The following is a 15384-nucleotide window of genomic DNA, read 5'->3' on the forward strand; positions in this document are numbered from 1 at the left end:
CACGATGATCCCGTCCCGCTGGACGACGTTATGCCGCCGCATCAGCTTCATGCCGGTGGGATCGCGCGGGGCGGACACGGCTGGTACCGGAAGCCCCGCCGATGACAGCCGTGTTTACGACCCGCCCCTCGTGGGAGACGGTGCCCGCCGGGTTGGCCCGAGCGGTCGAAGAGTGCGTCGGCAGCCCGATCGTCGCCGTCCGCGATGTGCACGGCGGCATGACCCCCGGTCCGGCTGCCGTGGTGACGTTCTGCAACGACGATGCGGTCTTCGTGAAAGCGATCAGCCAGCGGATCAACGCCCGCTCACACGAGCTCTACCAGCAGGAAGCCGCCGTCCTGTCGGTCCTGCCCACCGACGTTCCCGCCACCCGTCTCCGCAGGGTCATCAACATCGGCGACTGGATAGTGCTCGTCATGGATCCGGTTTCAGGGTCGGTCGCCGGGCCGCCCTGGACGACGACGTCGGTGGCTGCGGTGGCGAGGGCCTGCGCCGCCGTGGCGCGGGTGCCTGCCCCGGCCGGTGTGCCGCCGGTACTCGACCGGCTACCCGATCTTGAGGGCTGGACCGTGCTGGCCGCGGAGCCCGACGCGCTGACCAGCTGGGAGGCCCGTCACGTCGAGCGGCTTGCCGCTGCGACGACAGGGTGGCGGGAGTGGACCGCCGGGCAGTGGCTGACGCACCAGGACATCCGCGCCGACAACGCGATCATCGACCCCACCCACGGCACCGCCGTGCTCGTCGACTGGGGTTCCGGCGCCGCGGGTGCGCCGTGGCTCGATCACGCGTTGCTGGCCGCCGACGTAGTGGCGGCAGGCCATGCCGAGGGACCCGACACCGCCCGGCGGCAGGCACGGGATCTGCTGGCCGGCCAGCTCGCCGAGGCCGCCCGATTCGTGGTCGCGCAGGCCGGCATGTGGCGCCGGAACTCGACGCTGGCCGCTCATCCCGGCATGCCCACCCACCGGCGGTGGCAACGGGCCCGCGCGGACGCCTTGCAGCCGCTCATCGAGGACCTCCTGACCATGGTCGAACAATGACGCGCCCGGCGACCGAGCCGACACGCTCCCTGCCCTACCAGGCAAACGGAGCGAGGCATCCTCTTCTTCCCCCGTCTGATCGCGGTCGCACCGGTCCGTTCCGGGAGACCGCGCTACCGGTCCGTGCGGACCGGCAACTGGTCGCCTATAGGCCGCATCACCGATATCGGTGGCAGCGACGGCCTCTGCCGCTGACCAGGCACATCAACCCACTATCGCGACGCCTGCGAATGGAGGAGCCATGACAGACCTCGATGACGCCTTCGACGCCGAACCGGCCGAGGCATTCCACCGCCACGAGCGCTGGGGCGAGACCGTGCACCGGTCGACGCCGGAGTCGATCCGTCGTGAACTGGCCGCTCTGCAGGTGCAGCCAGGCGATCGGGTGTTGGAAGTGGGGACCGGCTCCGGCTACAGCGCTGCCCTGCTGGCCCGGTTGTGCGCGCCGGGTGGCCGGGTGACCAGTGTCGACATCAGCGATGAACTCATCCGGCGCGCCAAGGCGATCCACGCCGAGCGGGGCATCACCGGTGTCGACTTCCGCGTCGGCGACGGGCTGGCCGATGTTCCCGCCGATGGGCCTGTCGATCGCGTGGTGGCGTGGTGTGCCCCGCCGCGGCTCTGCCGGTCGTGGACCGAGCAGGTCGTGGACGGTGGGCGGCTCGTCGCGTGCCTGCCGATCGCGACGTTGCCGTCGATCACGCTGATCGCCACCATCACCGTCACCGCCGGGCGACCTCGTATCGAGGCCGTCACCGGCGGCGGCTACGCCCAGAGCACTCCCACGGCGGTCGACGACGCCCAGACCGTCCCCGGCCGCTTCGTCGACTACTGCGACGATCAACCCGATCCGTCCTGGATCGGTATTTGCTGGCGTGCTGCTGACAACCCGCAGCACACCGGCGCCAGCAATGCCCTCCACCAACTGCTGAACCCCGGGTACACCGCCATGTACCGGCAGATGGAGCAGGACTGGCGTTCCTGGTACACCTGGACCGCCGCGCTCAGCGACCCGCAGCTGAGCGCCGTGTCGCTGCGCAACGAGATCCGCGGGCTCGGGCACACGACGCCACGCTCCGCCGCAATGATCTTGACCGATGGGGCCATCATCGCCGATCGGGAGGACTCGCCGTCGCTGTTCGCCTTACGGGCCTGGCTGGCGCGGTGGGAGCGGGACGGCCGCCCGGTGCCCGAGTCGTTTCCCTGCACTCTCGTGCCCTACGACGGCCCCGACCTGCTGGGCTGGAACTTGCAGGTCAGCCAGGGCGGTGTGACGTCCCGACCGGGAAACGTCGCGGGGCAAGGATTCCCCGCCGGCCCCGGTCCCGGGCAGCCAAACCATCGAGGCGGAAGGACACTGCCGTGACCAGTCGGTACCGCGCCATCGGCGTCGTTCACGTCGTCCGGCTGGACGCAACCAGGGCCCCCGCGGCGACCTCGATGATCCGTGCCGACCAGCCCCTGCACCTGGTCGCCACGGTGGCGCGACCGCTTCTGTTCCTACTGGGTGTTCATTTTCGTGAACGGAGGCCTTCCCCATGACACCTGCAGTCTTCGAACCCGGTTCGACCGTCGTCCGACGCGACGTCCGCGACGGCAAAGTCTGGACCGCCGCCCCGCACCGCGTCCTCGCGGACGACGGCCACCAGCTGGTCCTCGTGACCTGGCCCGGCACTGCCGGATACACCCTGGCCAACTGGATCAAGTCCTTGACCGGCGCCGGTCAACAGGCCCGCCAGCAGGCGGTCACCGACTTGGTCGACGGTGACTGGGAGCTCGGCCGCTGGGTCTGGCGCGACACCATCGTCGTCACCTGGATCGGCCTCGACCCCGATTTCAGCCTCCAGCACTACCAGCCCGTCGACGGCAGCCCCGGCCACTGGAAGATCAATTTCGAGCGGCCAGTGATCCGACGGCCGACCTTCCTCGATACGTGCGATCTCCTGCTCGACCTCATCACCGACCCTGGCGGCAACACCTGGCGGTGGAAAGACGAAGCCGAGTACGAGCAGATCCGGCGGGCCGGCCTCGTCCCCGACAGCGAACATGAGCGGGTGCAGGCGGCCCGACAGCGGGCCATCGCCTTCGCCGAAGCCGGGCGTGGACCCCTCACCGAGGACTGGACGACCTGGCGGGTGCCTGCCGACCTTGCCCGACGGCGTCCTGACCACCCACCCCTAACGCCGCGCCGGGTACGGCACCCACCCTCGCCCAGCAATCCAGCACCAGACGCTGCCCCATGACAACCACCGAACATCCCCGGAAGGGACGACCAGTAGTGGACACCACGGTCGAGAGCACCTCACCAGACCGGCTGCGCGCCGACCTGGCAGCACACCTGACAGCGAAGGGCTGGACCCGCACCCCGGCAGTCGAGCGCGCCTTCCGCACCGTGCCGCGGCACCTGTTCGTACCGGACACGGTCGGCCTGGAACAGGCGTACGCGGACAAGATCGTCGCGACCAAACGCGGACCCGACGGTAAGACAACGAGTTCGGTGTCCGCCCCATGGGTGCAAGCCTTCATGCTCGCCGAGGCCGGGCTCAAGCCCGGCGCCCGGGTCCTCGAGGTCGGCTCCGGCGGCTACCAGGCAGCCCTGATCGCCGAGCTGGTCGGCCCGGACGGACTGGTCGTTACCGTCGATATCGACGCCGATATCACCGGACTCGCCCGCACCTACCTCGACCGGGCCGGCTACCCGCACGTACAGGTGGTGCACGGTGACGGCGACCTCGGGCACCTACCCGGCGCCCCCTACGACGCGATCATCATCACCATGGAAGCCGGCGACGTCTCGCCGTTCTGGGTTACACAACTCGCCCCCGACGGACGGATCGTCCTGCCGCTGCGGTTCCCTGTCAAGTCTTCGTGTTGATGCCGCCCTTTCCTGAAAGGCACGGACTGCGATGGTGGTAGGCAGCCAGGTAGCCGAGTTCCTCCGTGTTGATGACGGTGTCGGAATACGCCTGACCGAAAGGCGTAGGCCGCAAGATGGCCCCGCCGTAGTTGCAGCAAACAACGACAAGCCGTTGATCTCATCTTGGCCTTGCTCTAGGGGTCTCATCGTCGACAACGAGGTCCTGGCACACATCTGGCCGTCCCACCACAAGAACGTGCACTTCCACAGCACCCATTCTGTCGACATCGACGGCGAATTCGACGAGCTCGACACCGACGGCTACCGGCCTCTCAGGATGGCCGAGACTCGCCCGGCGACCGATTGACCGCGCTCAGCTGGGATCGGGCGGCCGGGTGGGCCCGAGTAGCGTGGTCACCAGTGCCTCGATGCGGCGTTGCCGCGTCGGCTGGTGGGCGGCGTCCTCGATCGGCTGCAGGAGCTGGCGGCGCGCGGCGGGGCGGCGGCGGGTGAAGGTGTCGTATTGGGCTGTGGCGTCGAGGGCGGCCTTGACGTCGGCGGGGATCGGCACATGGTCGGGGTCGGCCGGTCGCAGCCGGCATGCCACGACGTCGCCGGCCCGGGCGCCGAGCCGGCGCTGCAGCGAGGCGCCGACGTACGTGAAAGCGCGGCGCGACGTCGGCCTTGTTGACTCCGAGGATTGCTTCCACCGTGTCGAGGTGGCCTTCGACGCGCCGGGGTGGCCGCCGCGATGACCGCTTCTTGGAGCAGGTCGTCGAGGTACAGAACGGTGTAGGTTGGGCATCGACGTGCAGGTCGTCAAACGCACCGACACCCAGCCCGGGTTCGTGCCGGTCAAGAATCGATGGATCGTCGAGCAGGTCTACGGCACCCTGATGCTGCACCGCCGCCTGGCCCGCGAATACGAGAGCCGCCCTGAATCATCGGTATCGCGAACTCTGTGGGCGTCGATGGCCGGCATGGTCCGCCGCCTGACCGGCACCAGCACCCCGACCTGGCGACACGGATAGGCAGGCCCGCCAGTGCACCTCGACACGATCCTCACCCTCATCGGCGAACGCGAGACCACCGCGACCGCCACCGCCGGGCGGGCTGCGCGAGCAGATCACCCTGCTCTCGGCCGAACTCGGCCGCATCGACCGTGAACTGGCCGACCTCGCGACTACCCGCAGCATGCTGCAACATCTCGCCGCGACCGGGTTCACCGCCGACGACCCGACCATCGTCAGTTCCGCCTACCAGCAGATCCTCGCCGTCCTCACCACCGCGACCGCCGGCATACGGGCCAAGGACGTCTGCCTCGCCCTCGACATCGAGCCCCTACCGAAACACGTCGAAGGTACCCGAGCAAGGCTGAAATGCCTGGTCAACCGCGAGGTCGTCACCGAAGAACAGCCCGGCATCTTCGCCCTGATCCAGAAACGGACCTAACCTCCCGGAACGTCCTCTCACCTCCCCAGCCATTACACCTCGTCAAACAACGCTCAGGGGGCACTACACCGAGGCGGCGGCTGTTGTTCGCGCTGACGCGAGGTCTGGTACGCCGGTCTTGGCCGCGAAGTCGGCGCGGGCGAGTTGGACTTCGAGGGCGGCCTGGCCGGTACGGCCGCCCGGGCCGTGCTGGCCGTACTGCAGCACGAGGTGTAGTTGCCGGCGTTGCAGGGTGCGGTAGCGGCGGGCGGCTTTGCGCCCGTAGGTCTTCTTGGCTTCTTTGTGCAGGTGCCGGCGGTAGCGCAGCGACGCGAGGGCCTTCCGCTCGTCGGCGGTGATCAGTTCCTGGTCGACGTAGGTGTCGGCCAGGCCGGTGAGGTAGCCGGCTTCCTCGCGGCCGGCGAGGCGCCAGATCAGGTATCCGACCAGCAGCATGGGCAGGCCGTGGGTGAGCGCGTCGAGGTAGGGGTTGCCGGTGCGCAGCAGCGGGCTGTTCCAGAAGAAGTGCCCGAGCCAGGCCAGGGCGTAGGCGCCGGCGGCGACCGCCAGTCGTTGGGCGAGCGGCTTGTGTTTGTGGACGAGGAACCAGCCGAGGCCGAACGCGGAGATCGATGTGAGCAGGGCGTGGCTCCACAGCCCGGAGACGATGCCGCGGAACGCCAGCGTCAGTAACACCGGTACGACCTCGTTGGGGCTGCCGATGCTGATCGCGGTGTTGACCGTGTAGTCGAGGTCCTCGATGACCTGGAAACCGAGGCCGACTACGGCGCCGATGGCGACCACCGACAGGATGGTGCGGAACTGGGTGCGGGCGATGAGCACCAGCAGGATGACGCCGAGGTACTTGAGGAGTTCCTCGGTGGTCGGCCCGGCGATGGCAGGGGCCCAGTCCTGCGATCCGGTGGTCTTGGCGACGATCGAGTTGATCGCGCCGTTGGCCGGGATCGCCAGGTAGAGCGCGCCGAGGCCGCCCCAGGCGAAGGCCAGCACGTAGCCCAGCGGCGGGTGCTGCTGGAACAGGTCCAGGCTGTGGAAGAACAGCAACGGGATGGCGGTGTAGGCGGCCCACACCACGATGCCGAGGATGGTGGCGGTCGGGACGACGCGGGAGCCCTGGTAGAACATCGAGATGACGGAGAACGCGCCGTTGGCGAGCAGGAAGATCAGCATCCAGAACGCGAACCGGCGCGGCTGCCAGAAACCGTCGACACCGATCGGGCCCCGGACGACCGGGGCTACCCCGACGGCGGTGGGCTGGGGTGCGGTCACGGCTGGGCCTCCACTCGTACGCTGTCGACCATCGCCTGCATGCGCGGCAGCGACTGCCGGAACACCTCGCTCGGCGCGGCCCCGAGGATCACGACCGACCGGTCGGAGCTCTCGTCCACCGACACCCAGGTGCGGATCTGGTTGCCGTTGTCGAGCAGCTGGGTGAAGACGGTCCCGGACAGTCCCGGGGCGGTGAAGGTGGCGTCGTCACCGATCGTCCGGGCGTCGGCTAATGCTTCGTACTCTTTCTTCTGCCGCTCGACCAGCTGGGCGAGGGTGCCGTTCCAATCGTTCGCGGTGATCCGGAACGTGCCGGACGAGCCGACCAGCTGCACCGACGGCAGTGCCGGGTCGGTGCTGGAATTGGTCGGGTCCAGCACGTAGCCGTCGCGCGGGACGAAGGTCAGCGCCGTGCCGACGGCCAGGGGTTTGCCGGCCGGGACCGGTTCGTACTCGGTCGGCGTGCGGTCGTCGATGACGATCACGATGCCGAGATAGACCAGGATGACCGCCAGGACGGCGAGCGCGCCGGGCCAGGTCCGGTACGGCTCCCGTCGTGGCAGCTCCGGTGGTGCGATGGATTGTTCGTGAGGTCTGGTAGACACCCGCTGCTCTCCTAATCTCCCGCCGACACCCATCGTGGTGATCGAAGGTTTCCACCGTCAATACTTCCCGTGACATCGGGATCACCCGCGCGTGATCAACCAGACAGATCAACGCAATGACTACGGTGGGCGTCTGCCGCGCTGCTACCCTGCCGAGCCTCATGATCAGCCGGACTGGCCGCGGCTCAGGCCTCGGGGGGATCGGAACCGGATTGAACGGTAAGGCGGCTCGATGGACTGCCTGGCGGGCGTATTCGTAAGGGGTTCCCTCAACGGACACCTCGCCGTCCGCTCGGCGATCGGCGCCGACCAGCGTGCGACACGTCTCACATAGGGTGTCCGATGATCTGTCCGTTGAATGGGGCTATCCGTTACGCTTCGGCCGTGCTGCGGATGCGCACCCGCGAGGGCATGGCGATCGCCAAGGTCAAAGGCCGGCTCAAGGGCCGGGCGCCGAAGCTGTCGAAAACCCGGCAGGCGCACCTGTTGAAGCTGCACGCCGCCGGCGAACACACCGTGGTCGAGCTGGCCGAACTGTTCGAGGTGTCCCGGCCGACGGTGTACCGGGTACTCGAACGTGCTCAGGCGGCGAGCGCGAGCAACGCCGCGTGAACGGCCTGCAGATCACCACCCGGCCCGAGGGGGCCGGCATCGTGCGGGTCAGCATCGCCGGTGAGATCGACATGGCCACCGCCCCACAGGTCACCGACGCGGCCCGCGACGCGGTCACGTCCGGGGCCCGCGAGGTGCGCCTAGATCTGGCCGAGGTGACGTTCCTGGACTCCACCGGCATCCGGACACTGCTGTTCGCTCAACGCGACGCCGCCGAGCAGGGCGTCTTGCTGCGCGTCGTCGATGCCCACCACAGGGTCCTCCGCGTCCTGGAAATTACCGGCGCACTCGAGACACTGCGCGATGGGGCCACGCTTCAGTAACGCCCTGATGCTCTGCCACCGTTCGGGCCGGGACTACAAGCGGCCTGCCAGGGCAATCGTGGCCCACACGTGTTTGCTCGCGCCGATCACACACCAGCCCATGTCCGAGGCCAGCTCCAGCACCAGCCGCAGCCCAAAACCGCCGCGATCCATCGGACGGTCCCGCACATACTCCGGCCCCGCCGTCAGCTCATGATCGACGACGTCGACGACGAGGCAGCCATCGCCGCGGCCCACCCGCACCGACCGGGCCGGCAGACCGTGCTGCAGCGCATTCGACATCAGCTCCGTAGCCACGATCACGACCGCCTGCAGCACCTCATCATCAGCAGTAATTGACAGGGCAGGCTGGCCGGTAAGGACCTCCAGCAGCGAGGCACGCACCATCCGCATCTGCCCCGGGTCGTCGATCACCCACAGCCGGATCTGCTCATTCACCGGAGGCGGACGGATCGCACTGGTCAAGGCCATGCCCCCGCATGCCCCCACCCGAGATAACTATGCGAAGAGCGATCATATTCGCCCTATTTCTGGTGTATATCTACTGCTGCCACGCAAACGAGAGATTCGCTGACATCGATATGACAGATCAACGCTGCCAGCGAGGCGAGACCTCCCAGGCTGGGCTGAGGGTCGGCGTGCAGTGTGGGTGGCGGTGTCGGTCAGTGGCGGGTGGTGAGGGCGATGCCGTGGTGGTGGTTGAGGGCGCCGGGTGTGGTGAAGGCGATCCAGCCGCCGCGGGTGAGGACGAGTTCGATGAGTTCGTCGACGGCGTCGTCGATGACGTTGGGGTGGGCGGTGTCGTGGGCGGGGGTGAGGGTGTCGCCGTCGTCGGACAGCCGTGCGGGGTAGTAGAGGGATTCGTCGACGGCGAGGACTTCGGGTCGTTGGGTACGGGCGGCGAGCCAGGCGGCGGGCATGCCGGAGGCGACGCGTCCGGCGCTGACGCGCTGGTCAATAAGGGTTAGGGCTTCGGTTTGGCGGCGGTGCAGGTAGGCGTCGAGGACGGCGCGGATGCGGGTGGTCAGCACGCCGCGGCCGGCGTGGGTGAGGTTGCCGTTGACCGTGCCGGCGAGGCGGGCGCAGTTGGTGGAGATGCGCCGGAACGCGGCGGTGGCGTGGTCGCTGCCGACCAGGACCAGGGGTGCGGGGTGCAGGCGTAGGTAGGTGCCGAGGGCGGCGTCGACGTTGCGGGCGGGTTTGTCGGCGCGGCCGCGGCTGCGGCTGCGGTTGTCGTTACGGGTGGCGGTGAGTGGGAATGCGCTGGTGAGGGCGGGGACGAGGGTGTCGCCGGCGGCGTCGAACAGGCGGGCTTGGCCGGCGTTGGGGGTGAGGACGAGGTGTCGGGGTGTGCGGTGCAGGGCGCGGACGAGGTCGCGGGTGGCGAAGGTGGGGTCGACGACGGCGCGGTCGCGGACCGTGATGGGCAGCCGGATCAGGGCGTCGGTGCTCGCGCTGGCGTAGAGGGCGATCGCTTGGGTGGCGGGGCCTTGGCGGGCCTGTTCAAGCAGGGCGTGCAGGCGGCGCACGGCGGGGGGCTGCGGCGGCGGGTTGCAGTTCGGCGCGGACCCGGTCGATTGCCTGGGTGGCCAGGGCGTCCAGGCGCAGCGTGTCGGCGTGGCCGAGTTGTGCTGCCGGGGTGGTGCTGAGCAGCAGGCTGATGGCTGGGTACTCGTGGACCTGTTGCAGGGCGCTGACCTGGGCGGCGGCAGGGAACGTCGCGGTGACGGTCGTAGACATCGGTCCTCCAGAGGTTGCGGCGGGACGGGCCGGGTTAGAAGGTGGCGTGCCGGTCGGTGGCCGTGTTCGCCGGTGCGCCCGGGTGGCGTTCGGCGGGGTGCAGCAGGCCGGTGGGGTCACTCAGGGGCAGGGCGGTGACGACGGCGACGGCGCCGTACCGGTTGACGAGCTGCTGCAGTGCGGTGATCGGCACGGCGCGCAACGCGTCGGTTCCGGCGGGCAGCAGCAGGGTGGAGCGCATCCAGGCGACGCCGGCGGTGTGCAGAATTGGAGTGACGCGGCCGACGATGGCGATGCTGTCGGCGTGCAGGCGCTGGTTGCGGGCGTGGCATAGCAGCGCGTTGAGACTGAACCCGGTGTTGTGGACGGCGGCTGCGGCGATCAGCAGGGTGCCGCTGCGGGCGGCGAGGTCGGCGGCGTGGGCGGCCACGGCCATGTCGGTGGGGCCGTCGGTGAGCACGGCCACGACCGGTCCGGAGCCGGGTGTGCGGCCGGTGACGCGGCTGATGTACGGGCGGGTGATGGTCATGACGGGCACGTCCTTTCGCGGTCGTAGCGGTGCTCGGGCAGGCCGCCGGGTGTCAGCGGGGGTACCAGGTGTACTGCATAACCTCGACGTGCTGGGTGAGCAGCCGGTTCGCGTCGTCGGCGTGGTCGGTGGCGACGGTGAGGTGGTAGCGGGCGGCGGCGAGCCGACGGTAGGAGGCGAAGTCTCGCCGGCCGCGGGTGGCGGCGTGAGCGACCGCGGCCATGACCGCGCCCCACACCGCGCCGCCCAAGACGGCCACCGCCACCACGTCCGGCCAGGCGGCCGTGATGAACAGGGCCAGCACGGCGCCGGCGAGCAGACCGATCCACGCACCCCCGCCTGCGCCGACGAGCGCGGCGCGGGCGACGGTCAGCCGGCCGGTGACGGTCTCGACCAGGCGCAGGTCGACGCCGACGAGGGTGGCGTGCTGCACCGGGAAGCCATGGTCGGACAGGTAGTCCACGGCGTGCTGCGCGGCGGCGTAGGTCGGGTAGTCGCCGACGACGGTGGCCGTCGTGGTGGGCAGCTCGGCGGGTAGGGGCACCTGAGTCGTCGTCATCACCGTGCTCCTTGTCGAAGGGCTCGTATGCGGCGGGGCAGGCCGGGGGCCGGCGGTGGCGGGCTGGGTCAGCGGGCTGTGGTGGTGGAGGGATCGGCCGGCGTGCCGTCTTCGGGGACATCGTCGGCACCGGTCGTGATGCCGCGGGTGCTGCGCAGGCTCCAGAGGATCGACACGGTAATGGTGACGACGATGACGCCCAGGGTGACCGGGATCGGGAGTTTGCCGACCGGGGTCTCGGACAGGATCAGCTTGACGCCGGCGAAGGCGAGCAGCACGGCGAGGCCGTAGTGCAGGTGCACGAAGCGGCGCAGGAGTCCGGCGAGGCAGAAGTAGAGGCTGCGCAGGCCGAGGATGGCGAACGCGTTGGCGGTCCAGACGATGAAGGTGCTGGTGGTGATCGCGAGGATGGCGGCGACGCTGTCGATGGCGAAGATCAGGTCGGTGGCCTCGACCGCGATCAGCACGACGAACAGCAGCGTGGCGACGCGTTTGCCGTTGATGCGGGTGAAGAATTTGTCGCCGTGGTAGTTCGCGTCGGTCGGGATGATCTTGCGGACCAGGCGTACGACCGGATTGCGGTCCGGTGGGGTCTGGTCGCCGTGGCGGAAGGCCATCTTGTAGCCGGTGTAGATGAGGAAGGTGCCGAACACGTAGGCGGTCCAGAAGAAGGTTTCCAGCAGTTCGGCGCCGACGAAGATGAAGATGAAGCGGAAGGCCAGGGCGCCGATGACGCCCCAGAACAGCACCTTGTGCTGGAGGGCGGCGGGGACGGCGAAGTAGGTGAAGATCAGCGCGAAGACGAAGACGTTGTCGATCGAGAGTGCTTTCTCGATGAGGTAGCCGGCGTAGTAGGTGCCGGCGACGTCGCCGCCCTGCCAGGCCCAGAGGATGACGCCGAAGAGCAGGCCGGCGGCGATCCAGATCCCGGACCAGACGGCGGCCTCACGGAAGCCGATGACGTGATTGTCGCGGTGCAGGAACAGGTCGACGGCGAGCATCGCCGCGATGGCCAGCATGAGCACGGCCCAGATCCACCAGGACACGGACATGGTGATGGGGAGACCTTTCGTCCCGGCCGAACCTCCTGGGGCGGAGAGGGAGGGTTCGGCGCTGTTGGACGAAGGTCTCCCCGGGACCACCATGGCGGCGGTGGCTGCGACGCCGGGATCCGGATTGCCGGATCCGTATTGACGACGTCGCGTGGATCGTCGGGTACTCCCCCTCGAACTACGTACCATTATTCACGAAGCACAGTTCGTGGGTCAACGCTTCGAGTGGGAAACACGATGTGTGTTTCCTGTGTCGGGGTGCGTACATTGAGAAAGTGCTGAAGGTTCGAGAACGGACGGAGACCATGTGGAGGCGCCAGCCACGACTGGAGAGGCGTACCCGGCGAGGGATCGGACGTTTCTGACCAATCACGCTCATGTGTTGCTGGCCATCGCCAGGGATCCGAACGTACGGCTGCGTGACGTGGCGCAGACCGTGGGGATCACCGAACGTGCCGCGCAGGCTATCGTGGCCGACCTGGAGGCCGGCGGTTACCTGCGGCGTGACCGCGTCGGGCGCCGCAACCAGTACACGGTGAATCCGGCCGGCCGGTTCCGGCATCCCGCGGAGGCTGATCACAGCATCGGCGATCTACTCGATCTCTTCACCGGCGCGCCGCGGGCACCTGTCGATGCCTCGGGGACAGGCGGGGCATGACGAGAGTTGCATTCCAGGAGCGGAACGAGCGTGCCGATCGCACCACCGAAGCGCCGGCGCGACTTGACGGCTGACATATGGTCCCGGTCACGCGACTCGCCCGAGCGGTGCACCTCAGGTTGATGGACTGGGGTGCCGATGTAGGGCGCGATGGCCGCCCGTTGTGGTGGTGGCCCTGGCGAATGGTGCGGCATTGGCGGTACAGCGGCCGGGTGGGGCGGGGCGTTCAGCGGCGTCGCGGGTGGTTGCGTTCGCGGCTGCCGTGCTGGCGGTGAGCGTGCTGCTCACGGTGGCGGGTTTGTTCGTCTCCTTGCCTGCGTGGTCGGTATGGGTGCCCGCTGGGTTGAGCGCGTTGGCCGCGGTATCCGGGTGCGCGGTGGCGGGGCGCGCCGCCCGGCGGTCGCCGGCGCGCAGGTTCTGGCGCGGGTTGGGTGTGGCGGCGGCGTTCATGACGACCGGAGCGTTCAGTCAGGCCTATGACAGCGCGACGGTCACCGGCGAATCACTGCCGGTGCGCCTGCCGACCATGCTGCTGTATCTGGCGGCGGTGGGCACGGCGGTGTCGGCCCTGTTCCGGGTTCCGGGCCGGCGCCAGTCGTGGCGGGTGCGGTTCACGATGACGGTGGACGTGGCGATCGTAGCGGTCGCGGCCGGGATCGCCGCCTCACAGTTCGTGCGTTCGAGCAGATTGCTGGTGCCCGACAGCCCCGTGCTTGCGGCGCTGAATCTGATCGTGCTGGCCACGGCGTGCGCGGCGGTGGTGGCGGTGATCCGGGTTGGGCTGACCGGCCACGGCCCCGTGGATCGGTCGGCGTTGTGGTGGCTGACGCCGATCGGGATAGTCAGTCCGTTGACGATGGCCTTGATTCCGTTGCTGCGCCCGTGGCCTCATTTGAACGCTTCCGCGCTGACGATGCCGGTGATCGGGCTGCTGTTCGTCCTGGCCGCGCGCGCACAACTGACCGGCGACACCCGTTCCGTGGCAACAGGCGTGGCTGAGCCGGCCGATGGCACGGCGGTGAGCTGGTGGCGGGTATTGTGGCGCAGTGTCAGCGTGGTGCCTTACGCCGCGATCCTGGTCACCGCGGCGCTGCTGACGGTGGTGGCGCTGCGGACCGGGCACCTGCAGGCGGGGGCGGTGGTCGGCTCGGTCGTGCTGACGCTGCTGGTGCTGGTGCGCCAGCTGGTGGCGTTGTTCGACAACACCATGCTGATGGACCGGCTGGCGTATCAGGTCAATCATGATGAGCTTACCGGCCTGGCCAACCGGCGCCTGTTCGCCTCGCTGCTCGCCGACCATGACGGGCCGCTCACCGTCACGGTCCTCGGTCTGGACCGGTTCGCCGCCATCAACGACAGTCTCGGCACCGCCACCGGGGACCAGGTCCTCACCGCCGCCGGAGAGCGCCTGCGTCACATGGCGGGAGCAGCGGCGGTCGTCGCCCGGCTGGGCGGCGACGAGTTCGGGGTACTGCTGCCCGCCGACACCGACACGGATACCGACAGCGCGGCTGAGTTGGCGGCGGTCTTCGACGAGCCGCTGCAGGTCGACGGACACGATCTGCTGGTGTCGGCGACCGCCGGCTACGCCACCGGCGCTGACGGCGACGTCCCGGATCTGCTGCGCCGCGCCGAACTGGCTCTGCACCTGGGAAAACAGCGCCGCACGAGCCGGGCGGTCCGCTACGACGCGAGTCTGGAGACGGTCGCCGAGCGCGACGCTACTCTGGCCGCGCAGATCCGCCATGGTCTGCGCGCGGGTGAGTTCCGTGTGCTGTATCAGCCGATCGTCACGCTTCCGGCCGGTCGGCTGGTTGCCGTGGAAGCGCTGGTGCGCTGGCAGCGAGCCGACGGCGCCACGGTGTCGCCGGCACAGTTCATCCCGATCGCGGAGCGGACCGGGCAGATCATCGACCTCGGCGCGTGGATCTTCGAGACCGCGTGCGCCCAGGCCGCCGTCTGGCGACGCCGTCACGGCGCTGCCGCGCCGCTGGTCAGCGTGAACGTCTCCGCCCGGCAACTACTTGATCCCACCCTGCCCGCACAGGTCGCTGAAGTCCTGCACCGCCATGAGTTGCCAGCTGACGCGATCACCGTGGAGATCACCGAGACGGCGGTGTTCGGCGGTGGTGCGGCCCTCGATACCCTGCACGCGCTGCGGGAGATCGGCGTCGTGCTGGCGCTCGACGACTTCGGCACCGGCCACTCATCACTGAGTCTGCTGCGGACCTGCCCGGTCGATGTCCTCAAGGTCGACAAGTCGTTCGTCGATGGCGTCGCCGGCAGCGCCCAGCAGGAGGCCGTCGCCGCAGCGCTGATCTCCATCGCGGACACCCTCGGTCTGCGCACCGTCGCCGAAGGGGTGGAGACCGCCCGGCAGGCCGAGCGCCTGCACGAACTCGGCTACCGCTACGCCCAAGGCTTCCACTTCGCCCGGCCCCAACCAGCCACCGACATCGACGCGCTGCTGCAGCAGCGGGCCGGCGCGATCGCATCGTGACGATTCCCGTCGCGCGGTGACCGGCTCGGGTGCGGGTTTTGTCAGGTGTCCGGGGTGACGCGGACTGCCAATCGCGGGCCGCGGAAGGCAGCTCCCTGAGCTCGGACGCGAGTCCCAGAGAACCGGCGACCTTTCACCCCTCCGGTGCGACAGCTTGCGCTTGGCGATCGGATGGGGCGCGCGAACAA

At 69.0% G+C, this 15384-nt stretch carries 18 protein-coding genes and 1 pseudogene; 10 read left to right on the forward strand and 9 right to left on the reverse strand.

Going from position 1 to position 15384, the window contains the following annotated elements; genetic code table 11:
* Positions 1-101 precede the first annotated feature (101 nt).
* The 4 genes from Q0Z83_RS55445 (at position 102) to Q0Z83_RS55460 (ending at position 3915) form a co-directional block, all read left to right on the forward strand.
* Positions 102-1040, forward strand: coding sequence for a phosphotransferase (locus Q0Z83_RS55445; RefSeq protein WP_317791612.1), 939 nt, complete (start codon positions 102-104; stop codon positions 1038-1040).
* Between the two features lie 241 nt (positions 1041-1281).
* Positions 1282-2406: a protein-L-isoaspartate O-methyltransferase family protein gene (locus Q0Z83_RS55450; RefSeq protein WP_317791613.1), complete on the forward strand. Its 1125-nt coding sequence runs from the start codon at positions 1282-1284 to the stop codon at positions 2404-2406.
* 172 nt (positions 2407-2578) lie between these two features.
* Entirely contained in the window at positions 2579-3283 is a 705-nt protein-coding gene (locus tag Q0Z83_RS55455; protein ID WP_317791614.1) for a hypothetical protein, read from the forward strand.
* A gap of 35 nt (positions 3284-3318) precedes the next feature.
* Entirely contained in the window at positions 3319-3915 is a 597-nt protein-coding gene (locus Q0Z83_RS55460; RefSeq protein WP_317791615.1) for a class I SAM-dependent methyltransferase, read from the forward strand.
* Positions 3916-4270: 355 nt separating this feature from the next.
* Here the strand turns inward: Q0Z83_RS55460 and Q0Z83_RS55465 are convergent, their stop codons facing one another.
* Positions 4271-4468: a YdeI/OmpD-associated family protein gene (locus Q0Z83_RS55465; RefSeq protein WP_317791616.1), complete on the reverse strand. Its 198-nt coding sequence runs from the start codon at positions 4466-4468 to the stop codon at positions 4271-4273.
* Positions 4469-4694: 226 nt separating this feature from the next.
* On the opposite strand from Q0Z83_RS55465, the pseudogene Q0Z83_RS55470 reads away from it, so the two are divergent.
* Together Q0Z83_RS55470 and Q0Z83_RS55475 are read left to right on the forward strand one after the other, a co-directional pair.
* Positions 4695-4928 (forward strand): annotated as a pseudogene (locus tag Q0Z83_RS55470) (IS5 family transposase); the annotation flags it as partial.
* A gap of 163 nt (positions 4929-5091) precedes the next feature.
* Complete coding sequence (locus tag Q0Z83_RS55475; RefSeq protein ID WP_317791617.1) at positions 5092-5349, forward strand: hypothetical protein; 258 nt, start codon at positions 5092-5094, stop codon at positions 5347-5349.
* Between the two features lie 63 nt (positions 5350-5412).
* Here the strand turns inward: Q0Z83_RS55475 and Q0Z83_RS55480 are convergent, their stop codons facing one another.
* Together Q0Z83_RS55480 and Q0Z83_RS55485 are read right to left on the reverse strand one after the other, a co-directional pair.
* Positions 5413-6618, reverse strand: coding sequence for a PrsW family intramembrane metalloprotease (locus Q0Z83_RS55480; protein ID WP_317791618.1), 1206 nt, complete (start codon positions 6616-6618; stop codon positions 5413-5415).
* Positions 6615-7223 (reverse strand): hypothetical protein, encoded by a 609-nt coding sequence (locus tag Q0Z83_RS55485; RefSeq protein WP_317791619.1) that lies wholly within the window; start codon positions 7221-7223, stop codon positions 6615-6617. Before Q0Z83_RS55485 ends, Q0Z83_RS55480 begins: the two co-directional genes overlap by 4 nt.
* Positions 7224-7616: 393 nt before the next feature.
* Here Q0Z83_RS55485 and Q0Z83_RS55490 point away from each other — a divergent pair, with 393 nt between their 5' ends.
* Complete coding sequence (locus tag Q0Z83_RS55490; RefSeq protein WP_317797391.1) at positions 7617-7835, forward strand: helix-turn-helix domain-containing protein; 219 nt, start codon at positions 7617-7619, stop codon at positions 7833-7835.
* Entirely contained in the window at positions 7832-8158 is a 327-nt protein-coding gene (locus tag Q0Z83_RS55495) for an STAS domain-containing protein (protein WP_317791620.1), read from the forward strand. The genes Q0Z83_RS55490 and Q0Z83_RS55495 overlap by 4 nt, the downstream gene beginning before the upstream one ends.
* 33 nt (positions 8159-8191) lie before the next feature.
* Here the strand turns inward: Q0Z83_RS55495 and Q0Z83_RS55500 are convergent, their stop codons facing one another.
* The 6 genes from Q0Z83_RS55500 to Q0Z83_RS55525 form a co-directional block, all read right to left on the reverse strand.
* A complete protein-coding gene (locus tag Q0Z83_RS55500) occupies positions 8192-8596 on the reverse strand; it encodes an ATP-binding protein (protein WP_317791621.1) in 405 nt (134 codons plus the stop codon).
* Positions 8597-8820: 224 nt separating this feature from the next.
* Positions 8821-9687, reverse strand: a complete 867-nt coding sequence (locus Q0Z83_RS55505; protein WP_317791622.1) for a baeRF3 domain-containing protein — start codon at positions 9685-9687, stop codon at positions 8821-8823.
* On the reverse strand, positions 9662-9898 hold the full coding sequence (locus Q0Z83_RS55510) for a hypothetical protein (protein ID WP_317791623.1): 237 nt from the start codon (positions 9896-9898) through the stop codon (positions 9662-9664). The genes Q0Z83_RS55505 and Q0Z83_RS55510 overlap by 26 nt, the downstream gene beginning before the upstream one ends.
* Before the next feature lie 34 nt (positions 9899-9932).
* Positions 9933-10427 (reverse strand): hypothetical protein, encoded by a 495-nt coding sequence (locus Q0Z83_RS55515; RefSeq protein ID WP_317791624.1) that lies wholly within the window; start codon positions 10425-10427, stop codon positions 9933-9935.
* Positions 10428-10479: 52 nt separating this feature from the next.
* Entirely contained in the window at positions 10480-10986 is a 507-nt protein-coding gene (locus Q0Z83_RS55520) for a general stress protein (protein ID WP_317791625.1), read from the reverse strand.
* Positions 10987-11054: 68 nt separating this feature from the next.
* Positions 11055-12038, reverse strand: a complete 984-nt coding sequence (locus tag Q0Z83_RS55525) for a TerC family protein (protein ID WP_317791626.1) — start codon at positions 12036-12038, stop codon at positions 11055-11057.
* A 307-nt stretch (positions 12039-12345) separates the two neighbouring features.
* Between Q0Z83_RS55525 and Q0Z83_RS55530 the strand changes: the two genes are divergently transcribed.
* Both Q0Z83_RS55530 and Q0Z83_RS55535 read left to right on the forward strand, forming a co-directional pair.
* Positions 12346-12696, forward strand: coding sequence for a helix-turn-helix transcriptional regulator (locus tag Q0Z83_RS55530; RefSeq protein ID WP_317791627.1), 351 nt, complete (start codon positions 12346-12348; stop codon positions 12694-12696).
* 163 nt (positions 12697-12859) lie between these two features.
* Positions 12860-15196 carry a putative bifunctional diguanylate cyclase/phosphodiesterase gene (locus Q0Z83_RS55535; RefSeq protein WP_317791628.1) on the forward strand — a complete coding sequence of 779 codons (2337 nt, stop codon included), beginning with the start codon at positions 12860-12862 and terminating at the stop codon, positions 15194-15196.
* Positions 15197-15384 lie beyond the last annotated feature (188 nt).

The organism is Actinoplanes sichuanensis (genome assembly GCF_033097365.1).
GTDB classification, from domain to species: Bacteria; Actinomycetota; Actinomycetes; order Mycobacteriales; family Micromonosporaceae; genus Actinoplanes; species Actinoplanes sichuanensis.

What these genes read in the sequence shown, in the direction of transcription:
- Q0Z83_RS55445 (WP_317791612.1), top strand. Translation starts at nt 102, where the DNA reads ATGACAGCCGTGTTTACGACCCGCCCCTCGTGGGAGACGGTGCCCGCC.
- Q0Z83_RS55450 (WP_317791613.1), top strand. Translation starts at nt 1,282, where the DNA reads ATGACAGACCTCGATGACGCCTTCGACGCCGAACCGGCCGAGGCATTC.
- Q0Z83_RS55455 (WP_317791614.1), top strand. Translation starts at nt 2,579, where the DNA reads ATGACACCTGCAGTCTTCGAACCCGGTTCGACCGTCGTCCGACGCGAC.
- Q0Z83_RS55475 (WP_317791617.1), top strand. Translation starts at nt 5,092, where the DNA reads ATGCTGCAACATCTCGCCGCGACCGGGTTCACCGCCGACGACCCGACC.
- Q0Z83_RS55490 (WP_317797391.1), top strand. Translation starts at nt 7,617, where the DNA reads ATGCGCACCCGCGAGGGCATGGCGATCGCCAAGGTCAAAGGCCGGCTC.
- Q0Z83_RS55510 (WP_317791623.1), bottom strand. Translation starts at nt 9,898, where the DNA reads ATGTCTACGACCGTCACCGCGACGTTCCCTGCCGCCGCCCAGGTCAGC.
- Q0Z83_RS55515 (WP_317791624.1), bottom strand. Translation starts at nt 10,427, where the DNA reads ATGACCATCACCCGCCCGTACATCAGCCGCGTCACCGGCCGCACACCC.
- Q0Z83_RS55520 (WP_317791625.1), bottom strand. Translation starts at nt 10,986, where the DNA reads ATGACGACGACTCAGGTGCCCCTACCCGCCGAGCTGCCCACCACGACG.
- Q0Z83_RS55525 (WP_317791626.1), bottom strand. Translation starts at nt 12,038, where the DNA reads ATGTCCGTGTCCTGGTGGATCTGGGCCGTGCTCATGCTGGCCATCGCG.